Below are 15,167 nucleotides of genomic sequence, written 5' to 3'. Positions count from 1 at the left end.
GAGCAGGAGGAGCGAGTGCGTAATCTGCGGCAGGGCCGCGGGAGCCGGGTGACGATCAGCGACGTCGGGGCGGCCGCGGGGGTGTCGGCCTCGACCGTCTCCCGCGTGCTCAACGGCACGACGAAGGTCGATCCCGCTCTGGCGGCGCGGGTCCACGACGCGGTCACGCAGCTGGGCTACCGGCCCAACGCGGCGGCGCAGGGGCTGGCGCGCGGCGAGTGGGGCACCATCGGCGTGCTGGTCCCCGACCTGGCCAATCCCTACTTTCCCGGTGTGCTCAAGGCGGTCTCGGCCGTCGCCCGATCCCACGGGCGCCGCGTCATGGTCATGGAGTCGGACGACGACCCCACGATCGAGCACGACCTGGTCGAGGACCTCATGCGCAGCTGCGACGGGGTGCTGCTCGCCTCCTCCCGATTGGAGCGCGCCGACCTGGCCGTCCTGACCGGCCGGGGCCACCCGCTCGTCCTGCTCAACCGGATCGTCCCCGGCCTGGCCGCGCCCGCCGTCTCCGCCGACTTCTTCGGCGGGATGATGCTGATCTGCGGCCACCTGGCGCAGCTGGGCCATCGCCGGGTCGCCTACCTGAGCGGGCCCGAGGTGTCCTGGGCCAACTCCGAGCGGATCAGGGCGCTGGAGGCCGCCAAGGCGTTCGGCCTGTCGGTCACGATCCTGCCGTGCGGGGCCACCAGCCAGTGCGGGTACGAGGCCGCCGCCGCGGTGGCCGGCACCGGCGCCACCGCGCTCACCACCTACAACGACCTGGTGGCCCTGGGGGCGGTGACCCGGATGCGCGAGCTCGGGGTGCGGGTTCCCGGGGAGTTGTCGGTGGTGGGGTTCGACGACATCGCGCTGGACCACGTGGCGCACACGGGCCTGACCACGGTGTCGGTGCCCCAGGGGCAGCTCGGCAGGCAGGCGGCCGAGATGCTGGTGGCCCTCATGACCGAGGGGCACGACGGGGCGCCGGTGACGCTGCCGATGGAGCTGCAGGTCCGCGACAGCAGCGCCCCGCCCGGGGTTCCCGCGGTGCTGACAAGCGAGGGCGCCGGGGTGTTGACAAGTGAGGGCGACGGCGGGAAACCTAGCTCGGGATAGCGCTTTCCCAGCGAAAGAGAGACCTCGTGCACACTGACGACCGGCCCGGCGGCGATCGAGACGAGTTGGCGCGTCAGGTATTGGACCTGGTCACGCCCCTGATCTCCCGGTTCAGCCCGGGGCGGGGACGGCTGCGGCTGGGGTTCCACACGGCGCACTACGACCAGGAGTCAGCCGAGCTGGAAGCGTTTGCACGCCCGCTGTGGGGGCTGGCGCCGCTGGCGGCCGGCGGTGGGACGTTCGACCACTGGGAGCTCTGGAGCGCCGGGCTCGCCGCCGGGACCGATCCCGAGCACCCCGACTACTGGGGCGCGGCCTTCGACAAGAACCAGCGGCTGGTCGAGACCGCCGCCATCGGCCTGGCGCTCGCCCTGGCCCCCGAGCGGATCTGGGACCCGCTGACCGGCCCGCAGCGCGACACGGTGGCCGCCTGGCTACGGCACTCCGTCACCGTGGAGCCGAACAACAACAACTGGCTGTTCTTCCCGGTCATGGTGGGGCTCGGGCTCGACCGCGTCGGGATCTCCCACGACCACGACGCCAACACGGCCAGGCTCGACCGGCTGGAGGAGTTCGACCTCGGGCGCGGGTGGTACTCCGACGGGCCGACGTGGCAGCGCGACTACTACATCCCGTTCGCGATGCACTACTACGGCCTCATCTACGCGGCGCTCGGCCGCGATCAGGACCGGGCCGGGCGCTTCCGTGAGCGGGCCGCGGCGTTCGCCCAGGACTTCCAGCACTGGTTCAGCAGCGAGGGGGTGGCCGTCCCGTTCGGCAGGAGCCTGACCTACCGGTTCGCGCAGTCGGCGTTCTGGGGGGCGCTGGCCTTCGCCGGCGTCGAGGCGCTGCCGTGGGAGGTGACCAAGGGGCACCTGCTGCGGAACCTGCGCTGGTGGAACCGTCAGCCGATCCGCGACAACGCGGGACTGCTCACCATCGGCTACGGCTACCCCCAGCCGCACATGGCCGAGCAGTACAACGCGCCCGGTTCGCCGTACTGGGCCATGAAGGCGTTCCTGCCGCTCGCCCTGCCGGCGGAGCATCCGTTCTGGACCGCCAAGGAGGCCGACGCTCCCCCGCTGCCCGAGGTCAGCACCCAGCCGGAGGCGGGCGTGGCGCTGATGCGCTGCGAGGAGGGGCGGCACGTGGTGCTGCTCAGCGCGGGGCAGCGCAACCCGTGGGCGCGGCACGGCGCGGCCAAGTACGCGAAGTTCGCCTACTCCACGCGGTTCGGCTTCAGCGTGCCCGCCGGGACATTGAAGCTGGAGCAGGGCGCCTTCGACAGCACGCTGGCGCTCAGCGAGGACGGCGAGCACTGGCGGCCCTGCGAGCTGCCGGAGCAGGTCTCCGCCGCCGACGGTGTGCTGCACTCCCGCTGGACGCCGTGGGAGGACGTGGAGATCGAGACCTGGCTCGTGGCGCTGTCCCCGTGGCACGTACGGGTGCACCGGATCACGACCGGGCGGGCGCTGCGCACGGCCGAGGGCGCCTTCGCGGTCGACCGCGACCGGCCGCCCACCCGGGTCGACATCGGCTCCGGCCGAGCCCGGCTCGACGCGCCCCACGGCCTGTGCGTGATCGAGGACCTGACCGGCGGGCGGGAGGGCGACCTGGTCACGGCCCTGCCCGGCACGAACGTGCTCACACCGCGCACCACGATCCCCACCCTGCGGGGCGACCTACCGCCCGGCGAGCACCTGCTGGCCTGCGCGGTGCTCGGCCTGGGCCCCACGGGCCCGGACGCCGCGGACGGGTGGCCGGAACCGCCCGCGTGGGAGACCATCGAGCCGCTGATCGGCCCTCGTTGACGGCTATTTGGCCAGGTACTGCTGGAGGAGTTCGTTCGTGGTCCGCCCGACCTGGTCGAGGTCGACGCCGAGCTTGACCAGCACCTGGGCGGCCACGCTCGCACGGTCGCGGGTGAGTGCGAGCAGGAGGTGTTCGGTGCCGATGTAGTCAAGGCCGCGTCCCAGGGACTCCTGGTTGGCGGCCTGGAGCACTTCGTTGGCCGCCGGCGTGAACGGAAGGTAGCCCGACGGAGCGGACTGGCCTCGGCCCCGGCTCTCCTCAACCTGCCGGCGCACATCCTCAAGGCTGAGACCCAGGCCCTTGAGAACCTGAGCGCCCACACCCTCATCCTCACGGAGCAGACCGAGAAGCACGTGCTCGGTGCCGATGGAGTCGTGGGCGAGCGTTCTGGCCTCGTCCTGGGACATGACGATGATACGCCGCGCTCGGTCGGTGAACTTCTCAAACATCCCGCCACTCCTCGGAAAGCAGTTGGTCCCGGCTTTGTCCCTGGGCATGCTAGTGCGTCACACCGGCCCCACCGGCACCATGCTCGCGCGGTCAGCTCGTGGACGGGGTGTCGGCGGCCTGCTCCTGACCCGCGGTGGCGGACCAACTGGCCAGCAGCTTCAGGCCGTCCTCCGTGGCGCTTCCGGGCGGTGCGCTGTAGACGACCACGCTCAGCCCGTTCTCGTCCGGCAGGGCCAGAGACTCGTGATCGAGTTCCAGGTCGCCGACGACCGGGTGGCGCAGCCGCTTGGTGCCCCCGCGAAAGACATGCACGTCGTGGGAGCCCCACAGCACGCGGAAGGCGTCGCTGCGGGTGCACAGCTCACCGATCAGGTTCGACAGCTCCCGGTCGTAGGGATTCTTTCCCGCCGCGATGCGCAGCACCCCGACGGCCTCGTGGGTGACGCGCTCCCAGTCGATGTAGAACTGCCGGGCGGCGGGGCCGAGGAAGGCGAACCGGGCGCTGTTCGCCCCGCACATCGGATCGGCGTACATCGGCGAGAAGAGCGCTCGGCCCAGCGGATTGGCCGCCAGCGTGTCCAGGCGGTCGTTCTTCACGAACGCCGGCAGCTCCGGCATCCCCTCGATGATCCGCGCCACGCCCGGCCGCACCGCCGGCCGGGTCTCCCGCTGCCTGGCCCGTCCTTGGGGCGCGGGCCCGGCGGCGCGGGCGAGGTCGTACAGGTGCATGCGCTCGGTGTCGTCCAGGCGCAGGGCCTGGGCGAGTGCGTTCAGCACGCTCTCGGAGACGCCCCTGAGGTTGCCGCGCTCCAGACGCGTGTAGTACTCCACGCTCACCCCGGCGAGTATCGCGACCTCGCCCCGGCGCAGGCCGGGCACCCGCCGTCGGCCGTACACCGGCAGCCCAGCCTGCTCAGGCGTGATCTTGTCTCGCCGGGAGCGGAGGAATGCGCTGATTTCGCGCCGGTTGTCCATACCGCCAGGGTAAGCAGACGCCGCCACAGGTGGGGGTCCCTCCCAGTACCTCTCACGGCACAGGCTCCCAGCGTTGGAAGGTCGCCGCCTGGCCCACGAGTACGCCGTCGCCGTCCACCAGGTTCCACATCGTCACGTCCTCGATCCAGAACCGGCGGCCGGACTTGGCGATGCGCTGTCCCCGGTAGCCGGTCGCGAAGCCGGTCCGGTGCACGGCGTCCAGGAGCCGCTGACGGTCTTCCCGCCGGTCCGGCTCCGCCGAGAGCCGGGAGGGCAGGCCGACGAACTCCGCCCAGTCGTACTCGAAGCATCGCTGGGCGGTGCGGTTCGCGTAGGTGAAGCGGGGGTCGTGCGCCGCGTCGTGCGCCAGCACCCCGAAAGGCGCGTCCTCGTACAGCCAGCGCGCCGTGGCCTCAGGGCCGGCCAGCGGGGTACCGACGAGGCGCAGATGGCAGCCCGCCAGCAGGTCGAATAAGCCGGGATTCATGTAACAGCCGTTGCTTGTCCTGTTATGGAGTCGGCCGCCAGGCGGGGCATTCCACTTCTAGTGAAATGCCCCGCCGAAGAGGGCGATTTACCAGTGGGCGCCCTTGTGGAGCTGGCCACGGACCGCGCCGTCGGGGAACTGGGCGGTGTGCAGGTTGGCGTACCAGTTCTTCGGGTTCTTCTTGATGTCCCTGAGCAGGCTGCTCTTGACACGGACGGAGCCGAAGCTGGTGTTGCCGCGAATGGTGCCGCTGGACAGCAGGTCGATGACGACGGGGCCGTTCACGCCCGCCTTGCCGCGGTGGATGTGGAAGTTGGTGGGCTTGCCGGTCTTCCTCCACTGGACGAAGTAGTAGAAGCGGTTGCCGTTGATGCGGAACTTGGCAACGGCCACGCCGTCCGGGTCATTGACCTTCTTGCCCGCTTCGCGCACCTCGTTCCGGCCGAGGAGCCCTGCGGCGAAGTAGTACTTCCTGGACGTGCCGGTCATGGGAGCGCGGCTGTGCGCGGCGGGGACCGTGACCACCTCACCGGAGTGGCGCAGCCGCCATTCCGGTGCGGCGGCCGCGGGAGTGGCGGCCACGGCGGTGGCGGCCACGACCGCGACCGCTCCGGCCGCCGTCGCGCCGCCCATTACGCGCCGCCACGAGATCCGTCCGTTGCCCGCCTGCTTTAACGTGCTCATCATTGCCTTTCCTTTTTCACTTGCCGTTGTGACTCTTTGATCGCTGCAGACCATATGAAAGACAATAGTGGTCGTTCTGCGTAAAAATACACATTCGGCATGTGAGCAATGCCACAGGGCGCCTACCAGGGCAGATGCATTCTTGACGAATACTGAACAGAAAATGGAATTCACGCTCGCCGACGGGAGCCCTCAATAGGCGTCTTGATAACGAGTGAATATTTACTGAATTCGCCGCTCAACCCTTTTCAAGATGGCCATCGTTCAGCGTGGCCAGGAACTCCTCGGCGCGCCGGGCGAACAGGTGGGTCCCGCGTTCGGTGGACAGCGTGCGGCACCTCTCCGCGACGGCCCTCACCTCGGCGACGGATTCCCCTCCGGCCAGCAGCAGTCGCGCCCGCAACAGGAGGAGCAGGCCCTCCCCGTAACGCTGGCCATAGAGATCGAGGCAGGAGTCGGCCCTGTCGAGGGCCGCTGCGGCCTTGTCCAGCGCGCCGGCGGCCAGCCACATCTCACACAGATGCCCGTAGCAGGTCGAGACGCTGGCCCGAGGTGGATCGAGGAGGTTCGTGGCGATGATCCGCTCGGCCTCCGCCGCCGCGCCGGCCGGATCCCTGCCGGTCATGGCCAGCGCCCAGCACCGGACCAGCCGCTGGTAGGTGCCGAGGAACACGAAGGAGAAATCGGGGTCCGCGGCGATCCCGCGTTCCGCCGCGCGCAAGGCCCGTACCGGGTCGCCGATCAGTGCTTCCATCCTCGCCGTGTGGGCGGCCCAGACCGTGATCGTGAACGGGGCGTCGCCGGGGGCCGCCAGCCGGTCGAGCAGCGATCGCGCGCCGTCGATGTCATCGTGCATCGCGGTCGCCTCCGCGAGCATCCCGATCATCAGCAGCTGCAGGTCATACCAGACGGGATCCTCCTCGCGCCGGACGACGCGGGTCAGCAGGATCTGGCTCGCCTCGGTCAGGCGACGGAATGCCTCGCCCATGTTTCCGTCAGTCAGCTTCTCGGCCGTAAGCGACCGAGCTTGCAGCTCCTCGCCGTCGATGGCGTCGACGGTCCGGTCCGCGTCAGGCAGCGTGACTCACTGCCCAGCCCGTAACGCCGCGTGCGGCGATGTTGCGGGCTGCGTTGACGTCGGCGTGCTCAGCGAAGCCGCACGACGTACAGCAGAAAGAGGCTTGATCGAGCCGGTTCTTGCGGTCCACATGCCCGCACGAGGAGCACCGCTGGGAGGTGAAAGCCGGGTCGACGTGGATGAGCGCGACCCCAGCTCGGGCCGCCTTGTAGCCGATGAACGCTCCCAGTTGGTGGAAGCTCCAGGAATGCAGCGTGACCCGCTGGGGCTTGCGAAGCCGTACCCGGTCCCGGATGCCCTGGAGGTCTTCCAGGGCGATCCCTCGACCGGTGCGTTCTGCCTCGGTCACGATCTGCTTGGCGATGACATGATTGGTGTCGGCGGCGAACCGCGCTTCTTTGCGGCGGCGCTTCTTGAGCAGCCGCTTGGCGGATTTGGTGCCCTTGGCCTGCAAGCGGCGGCGTAGCTCGCGCCGGCGGTGCCGGATCGCGTTCAGGGCCTTGCCGCAATGACGGGTTCCGTCGCTGGTGGTGGCGATGTTGACGATGCCCAGATCCACCCCCAGGAAGCCGTCCGGGACGGTCACCGGCCGGTCGGGGAGGTCGCAGGTGGCCATCAGGAACCACATGCCGTCCCGGTAGAGCAGATCGGACTCGCCCTTGCGGTGTGTCGACAGGGTCTTGAGCTGTTCGGCGGACGCGGTGAACTGAAGGTTCTTCAGCCTGCCGGCCACCGACCAGATCGACACCGTCCGCGCGTCGATCTGCCAGGACAGGCAGCGGTCGTCGAACGGCTGGGCGGCTTCGGCGCGGAAGGCGATCGGCGTGGACTCGGCCCGAACCCGGCGGGTGGACCCTGCCTTGCCCAGGTTCCCGGCGCGGATGTTGGCATGCAGGGTGGCGTAGGCGTCAGCGACCTTCTTGATGACGTGCTGCGCGGCCTGGGCGGCCAGCCCATATCCGTCCTTGATCTGCGCGTAGGTGTGCTTACGCAGATCGTAGTTGCGAAAGGTGCGCTGGGCATGGGCGTGGCGGGAGACCTGACAGGCGGCCGCGTTGACCGCGCACAGGGTCGCCTCCAGCGCCGCCGCCTGCTCGGGCGTCGGCAGGAGCTTCACCTGCACCACCAGTCTCATCATCGAACACATTATCGTTCGGCCCCATGCCACTGCGGCGGGAATCCGATCCCGATACCCGCAGGGGCCACACCGTGGAAGAGCAGGGAGCCGCCGGAAGCCCGTCCGTCCTCGCCATCGCCGTCGATGGGAAGGATTGCCACAGCCACGCGTGTACCACCTTGGAATGTCATCGGATCGCCTGGGCTGGGCCAGTGAAGCGGACCGCGAAGCCGGTGGGTACTGTGATCCTGCTCGACCAGTGCCCATTCCCAGCGATGTCGCGTCGCTGGGCCGGGGCGCGTGTCATGCGATGGGGCGTCCGCTTCTAAGATCCGAGGTGTGGCCAAGTATTTCGCTCTGCACCCGGACAACCCCCAGCCTCGCCTGATCAGCCAGGTCGTCGAGTCGTTAAACGCCGACGGGCTGATCGCGTACCCGACGGACTCGTGCTACGCGCTGGGGTGCCGGCTGGGCAACAAGGAGGGCATCGATCGGATCAGGGAGATCCGCAGCCTCGGCAGTGATCATCACTTCACGCTGGTCTGCCGGGACTTCGCGCAGTTCGGCCAGTTCGTTCACGTGAGCAATGCGGTTTTCCGGTTGGTCAAGGCGGCGACTCCGGGCGGATACACCTTCATCCTGCCCGCGACCAAGGAGGTGCCGCGGCGGTTGCTGCACCCACGGAAGAAGACGGTCGGCGTGCGGATCCCTGATCACATCGTCACCCAGGCGCTGCTGGCCGAGCTCGGCGAACCGCTGCTGTCGAGCACCCTGCTGCTGCCCGACGAGACCGAGCCCGCGACGCAGGGCTGGGAGATCAAGGAGCGGCTCGATCACGTGGTGGACGCGGTCATCGATTCGGGCGAGTGTGGCGCCATCCCGACCACCGTCGTCGATTTCTCGCAGGGTGAGCCCGAGATTCTTCGTCGCGGCACGGGAGACCCGTCCCTCTTCGAGTAGGTTCGAGTACCGGTGAGGGCCGCCCCGATCATCATGGGGCGACCCTGGCGGCGGCCGGCTCATCACGGATGTGACCCTGGCGGCGGCCGACGCTCGGCTGCTACGCCTGCGGCCGCGGCGCGCTCGGCCAGTGCGAGCCGGCGGCGCGGCTACTTGGCGGCCAGCTCTCGGCCCGCGTCGCGGGCGGCGGCGAGGGCGTCGCCGTGAAGCTGCGCGGCCAGCGGGCGGAGCGATTCCATGGCCGGGTTGGTGGCGGCGAGGGTGAGCTCACGCTCGACGACGGTGAGGTCGGCCTCCCACATGTCACTCAGAACCCGCGTCAGGTACGGGGTGGAGTGGTCCCAGCCCTCACGCGGGGTCCCGGGTCCGTAGCCGCCGCCACGCACGGTGGCCAGCACGGTCGGCTTGCCCTTCAGCACCGGAGTGCCGGCGCCCGCCCCGGCGATGACCAGGTCGGCCCAGGTCTTGAAGTGCTGGGAGACCCCGTAGTTGTACAGCGGCACGGCCAGCAGAACCGCGTCGGCCGCCTCCAGTTCGGCCGCGAGCCGCACGGCCAGCGCGAGCGCGTCACGCTGCGCCTGGGTGCGGTCGGGTTCGGGGACGAACGCCGCGGTCGCCGCGAGCGCCCAGGCCTCGGCGGGCAGCGGGTCGGTGGCCAGGTGACGACGTACCACCGGCACGCCGGGCCGGGTCGCGGTCCACTCGGCTTCAACGAGGTCGGCGAGCTCGGCGCTGGAAGAGGTGCCGGGAAGGATGCTGGCGTCCAGCCGGAACAGACTCATGATCATCTCCTTTAGAGTGCCGCGTCACGCGGCTCAACGGTGTCGGCGGCGGTCTGGCCTGGATGCCGGCGCCCCGACTCGCTTCAGCATAAGCGGACTTTACCCCGCTTTATATTCCAGAGGTAGGGTGAGAACTTGTGGATCTCCCTGTGGTGCCCTTCGGTCGTCCCCGTGCGGAACGGGTGGACGCGGCGCGCAATCGTCTGCAACTGCTCCAGGTGGCCCGCGAGATGATCGCCGAGCACGGGGTGGAGAAGGTGACCATGGACGGTCTGGCCGAACGGGCCGGCCTGGGCAAAGGGACCGTCTTTCGCCGGTTCGGCACCCGCGCGGGAATCTTCCAGGCCCTGGTGGACGAGGACGACCGCGCCTTCCAGCAGGCCGTCATGGGCGGGCCACCGCCGCTCGGCCCCGGAGCCGACCCGGTGCAGCGACTGATCGCCTACGGCCGGGCCCGCATCGCCTTCCTGCTCGACCACCACGCGATCGTCCGCGCGGCCCTGGACCGTAACCAGCCCGTCCCCGTCGGCGAGCACAACCTCTCCCGGCTGCACATCCGCATGCTCCTGGGACAGGCGCACCAGTACGAGCTCCTGGACATCGCCGACCTCGACAGCCTGGCCGTCCAGCTCACCGCCGCCCTCGAAGGCCCGATCCTGCTCTACCTGGGCATGTCGCGGCCCTTCCCGGCCGACCCGACCCCGGCCTCCATCCCGTTGGCCGACAGCTGGCAAACCATCATCGAACGCCTCTTCCGAGCACCGTCACACAGCGGTTAGCTCACGGCGGCGCCCCGGATACCCGATCGACAGACCCGTCAGAGGGTGGCGTGGGCCCAGTCGGCGAAGGTCGTGGTCGGGATCGCGAGGGCGTGGGCGAACTCGGGACGCGCCGGTGCGGGATGCAGGCTGGCGTACCGCTGCGACAGTACGAACTCGCTGCGCAGACCGGCGGCCTGTGCCTCCGACGGGTCGGCGGGAAGGGTGATGGGCCTTCCGAGGACCTCGGAGAGGATCGCGGCCGCCTCGCGGAAGGTCAGCAGGTCGCCCGCCAGTTCCAGCTCGACGCCGTCGAACCGCTCGGGGTCGGCGAAGGCGGCCGCGGCCGCGACGCCGATATCGTCCAGGGCGACGAAGGGCTGGGGAACCTCGGGATCCATGGCGACCAGCAGATGGTCCGGCCGCCCGTCAGGGAAGTAGAACGACGGGTAGAGGAGGTTCTCCATGAACGTGCTCGGGCGCAGGATGGTCGTATAGCGGAGCTCCGCGTCACGCATCGCCTGCTCCGCGGCGGCCTTGCTGCGCCAATAGTGCCCCATGTGGACCCCCCATCGCTCCTCGTCGATCGGTTCGCGGCGGCCCGCCCCCGACACCGAGGTGTGCACGATCTGTTCGACGCCGGCCTTCCGCGCCGCGGCGGCGAGATTGCCGGCGTATCGCACCTCCGAGTCGCCCATGAGATCCGCCAGGTCGGGCATCTGGATCGAGAACACGCCTCGGGCCCCGTCGAGGGCCGCCACCAACGAAGCCGGATCCTCCAGGTCGCCCGCCACGAGGGCGGCACCGTGGGCGGCGATCTCCTGTGCGCGCGGCGAGGTGGGATCGCGTACGAGAGCGCGCACGTCCGTTCCCGCTCGGAGCAGGGCCCGCGCGGTCGCCCCGCCCTGCCGACCGGTCGCCCCCGTGACCAGCACGAATGATGAATCCGACACGTCCGCCTCCAGCGAGCCCCATAAACGGAGGGGCACCCCGCTTTGCCAGACGCTACGATATGGGGGGTCCCACCGTTTGTCCAGTGAAGGGTGAGCGCAACGATGAACGCGGCAGGTCCGGCGGGCCGGGCAGACAGGCAGCGCAATCGCCGGCGACTGCTCGAAGCCGCGGAGGCGGTGATCGGACGGGACGGCGCACAGGCCTCACTCGAAGAGATCGCGCGCCGCGCGGGGGTCGGCTCAGCCACCCTGCACCGGCACTTCCCCTCGCGGCACGACCTGCTCAACGCGGTGTTCCACGAGGGCGTGGAACGGCTCAGCCGGCGCGCCCAAGAACTCGCCGGCAGCCTGGCTCCCGGCGACGCGCTGGCCGCGTGGCTCGAGGAAGTGACGACGTACACCGCGATCACACGCGGACTCGCGACGGCCCTGATGTCAGCCCCTGACTGCGCCGTCGCCGCGGAGGACAGCTGCCACGGCCTGATACATGATGCGGCGACGCGTCTGGTCACGGACGCGGAGGAAGCGGGCGTCCTGCGCACCGAGGCGACGACCCACGACCTCATGACCCTGGCCAACGCCATCTCCGTGGCCTCCGACGGCGATCCCGACAGCGCTCGCCGGCTGTTGCGGCTCACCCTCGGCGGTGTCCTGAAGAGTCCGCCCACCGGGCACCCTCCACTGAGCCCAGCGGCGAGGAACACGCGCTGACCGCCGCCTCCCATGCCACAATCCACCGGTGGTGTCCGGCGACTGCGCTCAAAGCTGACAGCCGCTGTCCACCGTGTCAGGCGAGGATTGTTGGCGACGCTCCATGAGATGATCGAGCTCATGATGGGTTTGTCAGGCACGGGCCGTCCGGTCCTTCACCCCTCCAGATCGGCCGGCGAGGCTGCCGCGATGTTCACCGCCGACCTGGTCGCGGCGTCGGCCGCGTGCTGAGCATGGTCGAGGCGGAGACCACCCCGCGAGTCCCGCACACGTTCGGGGACGGCCTCGCGTCTCCCTTCCCCGGCGGCGACCCCATGAGACCCGCGAGCCATCCAGAGCCGGCCGGCGTCGGGCAGATCCCGGGATTACGACCGCGCCTGCGCCCCGGTGACGGGGGCGAGGTCCCCGCGGCCGACGTCGACCTGGTGGACGCACTGGATCCGCGGACCCGGCGTACGGTGACGGCCTGGCTGCGCGAGAAGCCCTCCGCTCCCCTGCGACAGACACGGCTGCGGGTCCTGGCCTCGTTCCTGCGCTGGCTGCGCACCGCCGAGCCGGCCCTCGACCTGCTCACCGCCACCGAGGCTCAACTGGACGCCTACTGCTACACCGCCCTCACCACCGGCGTACGCGCGTCCGGCAAGCCCCTGACCAGGGCGACGGTGATCCGGAGGCGCGCCACGCTGGCCTCCTTCTACGCCTTCGCCCGGCGAACCGGCGCGGATCGGTCGCACCGCGGCGTGACCGGCACGCCTCCGCTCACCCCGGCCGAACGACGCCTGCTGCGAACCGGTGCCGGGCGGCTGGCCGACGACGGCCGGTGGGCCGAGGCCCTCGCCGTCGCGCTGCTGGAGGCGACAGGCGCCTCCGTGGAGGCGCTGGCCGCTTTGACCGCCCACGACGTCCGCCCTTCCGCCCCCGCCGACCAGCTGACCCTGATCACCTTGCGGGACGGCCGTGATGGCGTCGTCGCGTTCCCGGTGTCGCCGGAGGTCCGCCACCTGCTGCGCGCGCTGTGCGCCAGCCGTCCCCCTGGAGAACCGCTGATCAGGCAGGATGACGGCCGGAGCGTCGACCTCGAATGGATCGGGGCCGCGCTCACCGACGCCGCGCTCGCCGCCGGCGTACACAGGCAGCGAGCCGAACTGCTGCACCCGCGCCTGTTGCGCGCCCGCACGGTGACCGAGGTCGCGCGCCCATAACTGACGGGCCGGGCGGGCCAGCCCAGCTGGTCTGTCTGGCTGGTCTGTCCGCGCGGGTGCCGCTGCGGTGAAGCGCGTACGTCGCGCTCGGCCGCGGCGTCGAGCCCGGCACTCGGTTCGTCCAGGATCATCAGGTCCCTCTGGTCGCGGAGGAACGCACGTGCCAGCGCGACCCGCTGCCACTGGCCGCCGAAGAGAACCACGCCCGTGTCGGCGTCGTTCTTGTCGGACTCCATCAGGAACATCCGGGACAGCAGGGTGTCATACCCGCGGGGCAGCCCGGCCAGGACGTCGTGTATCCCGGCCCGCTGGGCGGCGGCGCGGATGCGGTCGATGCCGGCGAGCGCGTCGAGATCGCCGACCTCGATGTTCTCCCGAGCCGTCAGGTTGTAGTGCGTGTAGTCCTGGGACACCGCGGCGCTACGCCGCCGCAAGTGCACCGGATCCACCTCGCGGATGTCCACACCGTCCCAGCGGATCGTGCCTCGGGTGGGGTCGTAGAAGCGGCACAGCAGCTTCACCAGTGTGGACTTGCCCGCGCCGTCGAGTCCCACGATCCCCATCGCCTGCCGAGCGGGGATACGGAGGCTGAGCCCGCGAAGCACCCACGGGTGGTCGTCGGCGTAGCGGAACCACACGTCGTCCAGCTCGATCAGATAGGAGGAGTGGTGCGTCTTGACCGCGCTCCATCATGCCGCCAAGACGCACCACCCCAGTCCTGCTGTAAACCCCCGTGACGGCGCAGGCTGTGGAGGTCAGCGGACCTTGCGGATGGGAAGCACCGTCAGTGCGCCAAGGACGGCGAACACCAGGGCGGCCGTGAAAGCGGCAGGGTAGTTCTGGTCGCCGCCGCCGATGGTGAGGAAGAGCGGCGCGATCAACGGGGCAAGCGACTGGGGCAGCGAGTTGGCGATCTGGAAGACGGCCAGGTCCTTCGCCGCGTTCTCGGGGTTGGGCAGGACCCGGACGACCAGTGCCATGTCGACGGCCATGTACACGCCCGTCCCCATTCCCAGGATCAACGAGCCGACCAGATATTGAGAGTAGGTCGTGGTGAAGCCGAGGGTCAGCAGGCCGACACCCATGATCAGGGACGCCACCAGCACGAAGACCTTCCTGCGTTGCAGCCGGTCGGACAGCCAGCCGCCGATCGTGGCCGTGAGCACTGAGCCGCCGGTGAAGACGAGCGTGGCGGTGAAGACCAGGGACACGGCCTCGGGGGGACTGTAGCCGAGGCGGTCGGTGATGACGTAGAAGCCGAACGTGAGCTTGAACGCGGTACCGGTGAAGAGCAGGAAGCGACCGGCGAAGGCCCAGCCGAAGTCGCGGTGAGCGAAGGGGTTGACCCACAGGCTGCGCAGCAGGTCGAGGAGGCGGAAGGGGCCGAGCGCACTCTGGTCGACGGGATGGTCGGGCAGGAACGCGATGAGCAGCCCGAGCGCGATGAAGGCGAGGACGCCCGGTAGCAGGAACATCAGGAATGTGTTACCGGCGACGGATGTGGTGATGAGCGTGCCGGCCAGGATGCCGACGTTGCTCATCAGGCCGAGGACGCCGGAGACCCGTCCACGCTGCCGCTCCGGTATGTGGTCGGGGTTGATGGCGTTCAGCGCGGCCTGGGCGGCGTTGTAACCGGCCTGGGTGACGCACCAGCCGATCAGGATCGTGGGGACGTTCTGCGCGAGCGCCATGATGAGCAGCCCCGCCGCACCGGACAGGGCGCCGCCCACGAGCCAGGGGCGGCGGCGGCCGAAGCGCCCGGTGGTGCGGTCGGAGAGATTCCCCCAGATGGGGGTGATGGCCATCGACAGGAACGCGCCCACGGACAGGATGAGTCCGAGGCTGGCGGCCTTGGTGTCGGGAGCGATGGCGCCGACCTTGACGGAGAGGGTCACGACGATCGGGGTCAGCAGGGCGGCCCAGAGTCCCAGCTGGCCGAAGGCGTACAAGGCGATGAAGCGGGTGGTCGCGGGAGTGGTCGGCTCGTCGTGCGGGCTGGTCGCGGCCGAGGCCGGCAGAGTGGTCACGGGACCTCCGAGGGTGGAACCGGGGGGTGGGTGGAACGGGGGTAGTGGAACCGGGGCAATGGGGGCATGAGGG

Annotated in this window: 16 protein-coding genes and 1 pseudogene; 7 read left to right on the top strand and 10 right to left on the bottom strand. The window is 70.0% G+C overall.

Annotation, left to right across the window (positions count from 1 at the left end):
* Window positions 1-15: 15 nt before the first annotated feature.
* Together ACQP2T_RS29245 and ACQP2T_RS29240 are read left to right on the top strand one after the other, a co-directional pair.
* On the top strand, window positions 16-1,098 hold the full coding sequence (locus tag ACQP2T_RS29245; protein ID WP_433519251.1) for a LacI family DNA-binding transcriptional regulator: 1,083 nt from the start codon (window positions 16-18) through the stop codon (window positions 1,096-1,098).
* A gap of 26 nt (window positions 1,099-1,124) precedes the next feature.
* Window positions 1,125-2,909 (top strand): DUF2264 domain-containing protein, encoded by a 1,785-nt coding sequence (locus ACQP2T_RS29240; protein ID WP_433519250.1) that lies wholly within the window; start codon window positions 1,125-1,127, stop codon window positions 2,907-2,909.
* 3 nt (window positions 2,910-2,912) lie between these two features.
* Here the strand turns inward: ACQP2T_RS29240 and ACQP2T_RS29235 are convergent, their stop codons facing one another.
* The 6 genes from ACQP2T_RS29235 to ACQP2T_RS29210 all read right to left on the bottom strand — a co-directional run bounded on the left by ACQP2T_RS29235 (window position 2,913) and on the right by ACQP2T_RS29210 (window position 7,719).
* On the bottom strand, window positions 2,913-3,359 hold the full coding sequence (locus ACQP2T_RS29235) for a Clp protease N-terminal domain-containing protein (RefSeq protein WP_433519249.1): 447 nt from the start codon (window positions 3,357-3,359) through the stop codon (window positions 2,913-2,915).
* Between the two features lie 91 nt (window positions 3,360-3,450).
* On the bottom strand, window positions 3,451-4,335 hold the full coding sequence (locus ACQP2T_RS29230; RefSeq protein ID WP_433519248.1) for a helix-turn-helix transcriptional regulator: 885 nt from the start codon (window positions 4,333-4,335) through the stop codon (window positions 3,451-3,453).
* A 52-nt stretch (window positions 4,336-4,387) separates the two neighbouring features.
* Complete coding sequence (locus tag ACQP2T_RS29225; RefSeq protein ID WP_433519247.1) at window positions 4,388-4,822, bottom strand: MEKHLA domain-containing protein; 435 nt, start codon at window positions 4,820-4,822, stop codon at window positions 4,388-4,390.
* Window positions 4,823-4,909: 87 nt separating this feature from the next.
* Entirely contained in the window at window positions 4,910-5,509 is a 600-nt protein-coding gene (locus ACQP2T_RS29220) for a CHRD domain-containing protein (RefSeq protein WP_433519246.1), read from the bottom strand.
* A 235-nt stretch (window positions 5,510-5,744) separates the two neighbouring features.
* Window positions 5,745-6,494: a hypothetical protein gene (locus tag ACQP2T_RS29215; RefSeq protein WP_433519245.1), complete on the bottom strand. Its 750-nt coding sequence runs from the start codon at window positions 6,492-6,494 to the stop codon at window positions 5,745-5,747.
* 82 nt (window positions 6,495-6,576) lie between these two features.
* On the bottom strand, window positions 6,577-7,719 hold the full coding sequence (locus ACQP2T_RS29210) for an RNA-guided endonuclease InsQ/TnpB family protein (protein ID WP_433519846.1): 1,143 nt from the start codon (window positions 7,717-7,719) through the stop codon (window positions 6,577-6,579).
* Between the two features lie 321 nt (window positions 7,720-8,040).
* On the opposite strand from ACQP2T_RS29210, the gene ACQP2T_RS29205 reads away from it, so the two are divergent.
* Window positions 8,041-8,661, top strand: a complete 621-nt coding sequence (locus tag ACQP2T_RS29205; protein ID WP_433519244.1) for an L-threonylcarbamoyladenylate synthase — start codon at window positions 8,041-8,043, stop codon at window positions 8,659-8,661.
* A gap of 149 nt (window positions 8,662-8,810) precedes the next feature.
* Here ACQP2T_RS29205 and ACQP2T_RS29200 read toward each other — a convergent pair whose 3' ends face one another.
* Window positions 8,811-9,443, bottom strand: a complete 633-nt coding sequence (locus ACQP2T_RS29200) for an NAD(P)H-dependent oxidoreductase (protein ID WP_433519243.1) — start codon at window positions 9,441-9,443, stop codon at window positions 8,811-8,813.
* Between the two features lie 137 nt (window positions 9,444-9,580).
* Between ACQP2T_RS29200 and ACQP2T_RS29195 the strand changes: the two genes are divergently transcribed.
* On the top strand, window positions 9,581-10,222 hold the full coding sequence (locus tag ACQP2T_RS29195) for a TetR/AcrR family transcriptional regulator (protein WP_433519242.1): 642 nt from the start codon (window positions 9,581-9,583) through the stop codon (window positions 10,220-10,222).
* A 38-nt stretch (window positions 10,223-10,260) separates the two neighbouring features.
* Here the strand turns inward: ACQP2T_RS29195 and ACQP2T_RS29190 are convergent, their stop codons facing one another.
* Window positions 10,261-11,154 carry an NmrA/HSCARG family protein gene (locus ACQP2T_RS29190; RefSeq protein WP_433519241.1) on the bottom strand — a complete coding sequence of 298 codons (894 nt, stop codon included), beginning with the start codon at window positions 11,152-11,154 and terminating at the stop codon, window positions 10,261-10,263.
* A 102-nt stretch (window positions 11,155-11,256) separates the two neighbouring features.
* Here ACQP2T_RS29190 and ACQP2T_RS29185 point away from each other — a divergent pair, with 102 nt between their 5' ends.
* The 3 genes from ACQP2T_RS29185 to ACQP2T_RS29175 all read left to right on the top strand — a co-directional run bounded on the left by ACQP2T_RS29185 (window position 11,257) and on the right by ACQP2T_RS29175 (window position 13,067).
* Window positions 11,257-11,865: a TetR/AcrR family transcriptional regulator gene (locus ACQP2T_RS29185; protein ID WP_433519240.1), complete on the top strand. Its 609-nt coding sequence runs from the start codon at window positions 11,257-11,259 to the stop codon at window positions 11,863-11,865.
* Window positions 11,866-11,973: 108 nt separating this feature from the next.
* Window positions 11,974-12,096: a hypothetical protein gene (locus ACQP2T_RS29180; protein WP_433519239.1), complete on the top strand. Its 123-nt coding sequence runs from the start codon at window positions 11,974-11,976 to the stop codon at window positions 12,094-12,096.
* Window positions 12,090-13,067, top strand: a complete 978-nt coding sequence (locus ACQP2T_RS29175) for a hypothetical protein (RefSeq protein ID WP_433520035.1) — start codon at window positions 12,090-12,092, stop codon at window positions 13,065-13,067. Before ACQP2T_RS29180 ends, ACQP2T_RS29175 begins: the two co-directional genes overlap by 7 nt.
* 170 nt (window positions 13,068-13,237) lie before the next feature.
* Here the strand turns inward: ACQP2T_RS29175 and ACQP2T_RS29170 are convergent.
* A pseudogene (locus ACQP2T_RS29170) lies at window positions 13,238-13,630 on the bottom strand (ATP-binding cassette domain-containing protein); the annotation flags it as partial.
* A 192-nt stretch (window positions 13,631-13,822) separates the two neighbouring features.
* Window positions 13,823-15,094 carry an MFS transporter gene (locus ACQP2T_RS29165; protein ID WP_433519238.1) on the bottom strand — a complete coding sequence of 424 codons (1,272 nt, stop codon included), beginning with the start codon at window positions 15,092-15,094 and terminating at the stop codon, window positions 13,823-13,825.
* Window positions 15,095-15,167: the final 73 nt, after the last annotated feature.

The sequence above is a fragment of the Nonomuraea sp. CA-143628 genome, from assembly GCF_050942315.1.
Lineage (GTDB): Bacteria > Actinomycetota > Actinomycetes > Streptosporangiales > Streptosporangiaceae > Nonomuraea.
The sequence above is the reverse complement of the archived record's forward strand: the minus strand, read 5'-3'. Positions and strand labels throughout refer to the sequence as shown.

What these genes read in the sequence shown, in the direction of transcription:
- ACQP2T_RS29235 (WP_433519249.1), bottom strand. Translation starts at nt 3,359, where the DNA reads ATGTTTGAGAAGTTCACCGACCGAGCGCGGCGTATCATCGTCATGTCC.
- ACQP2T_RS29230 (WP_433519248.1), bottom strand. Translation starts at nt 4,335, where the DNA reads ATGGACAACCGGCGCGAAATCAGCGCATTCCTCCGCTCCCGGCGAGAC.
- ACQP2T_RS29225 (WP_433519247.1), bottom strand. Translation starts at nt 4,822, where the DNA reads ATGAATCCCGGCTTATTCGACCTGCTGGCGGGCTGCCATCTGCGCCTC.
- ACQP2T_RS29220 (WP_433519246.1), bottom strand. Translation starts at nt 5,509, where the DNA reads ATGATGAGCACGTTAAAGCAGGCGGGCAACGGACGGATCTCGTGGCGG.
- ACQP2T_RS29215 (WP_433519245.1), bottom strand. Translation starts at nt 6,494, where the DNA reads ATGGGCGAGGCATTCCGTCGCCTGACCGAGGCGAGCCAGATCCTGCTG.
- ACQP2T_RS29210 (WP_433519846.1), bottom strand. Translation starts at nt 7,719, where the DNA reads ATGAGACTGGTGGTGCAGGTGAAGCTCCTGCCGACGCCCGAGCAGGCG.
- ACQP2T_RS29200 (WP_433519243.1), bottom strand. Translation starts at nt 9,443, where the DNA reads ATGAGTCTGTTCCGGCTGGACGCCAGCATCCTTCCCGGCACCTCTTCC.
- ACQP2T_RS29185 (WP_433519240.1), top strand. Translation starts at nt 11,257, where the DNA reads ATGAACGCGGCAGGTCCGGCGGGCCGGGCAGACAGGCAGCGCAATCGC.
- ACQP2T_RS29180 (WP_433519239.1), top strand. Translation starts at nt 11,974, where the DNA reads ATGATCGAGCTCATGATGGGTTTGTCAGGCACGGGCCGTCCGGTCCTT.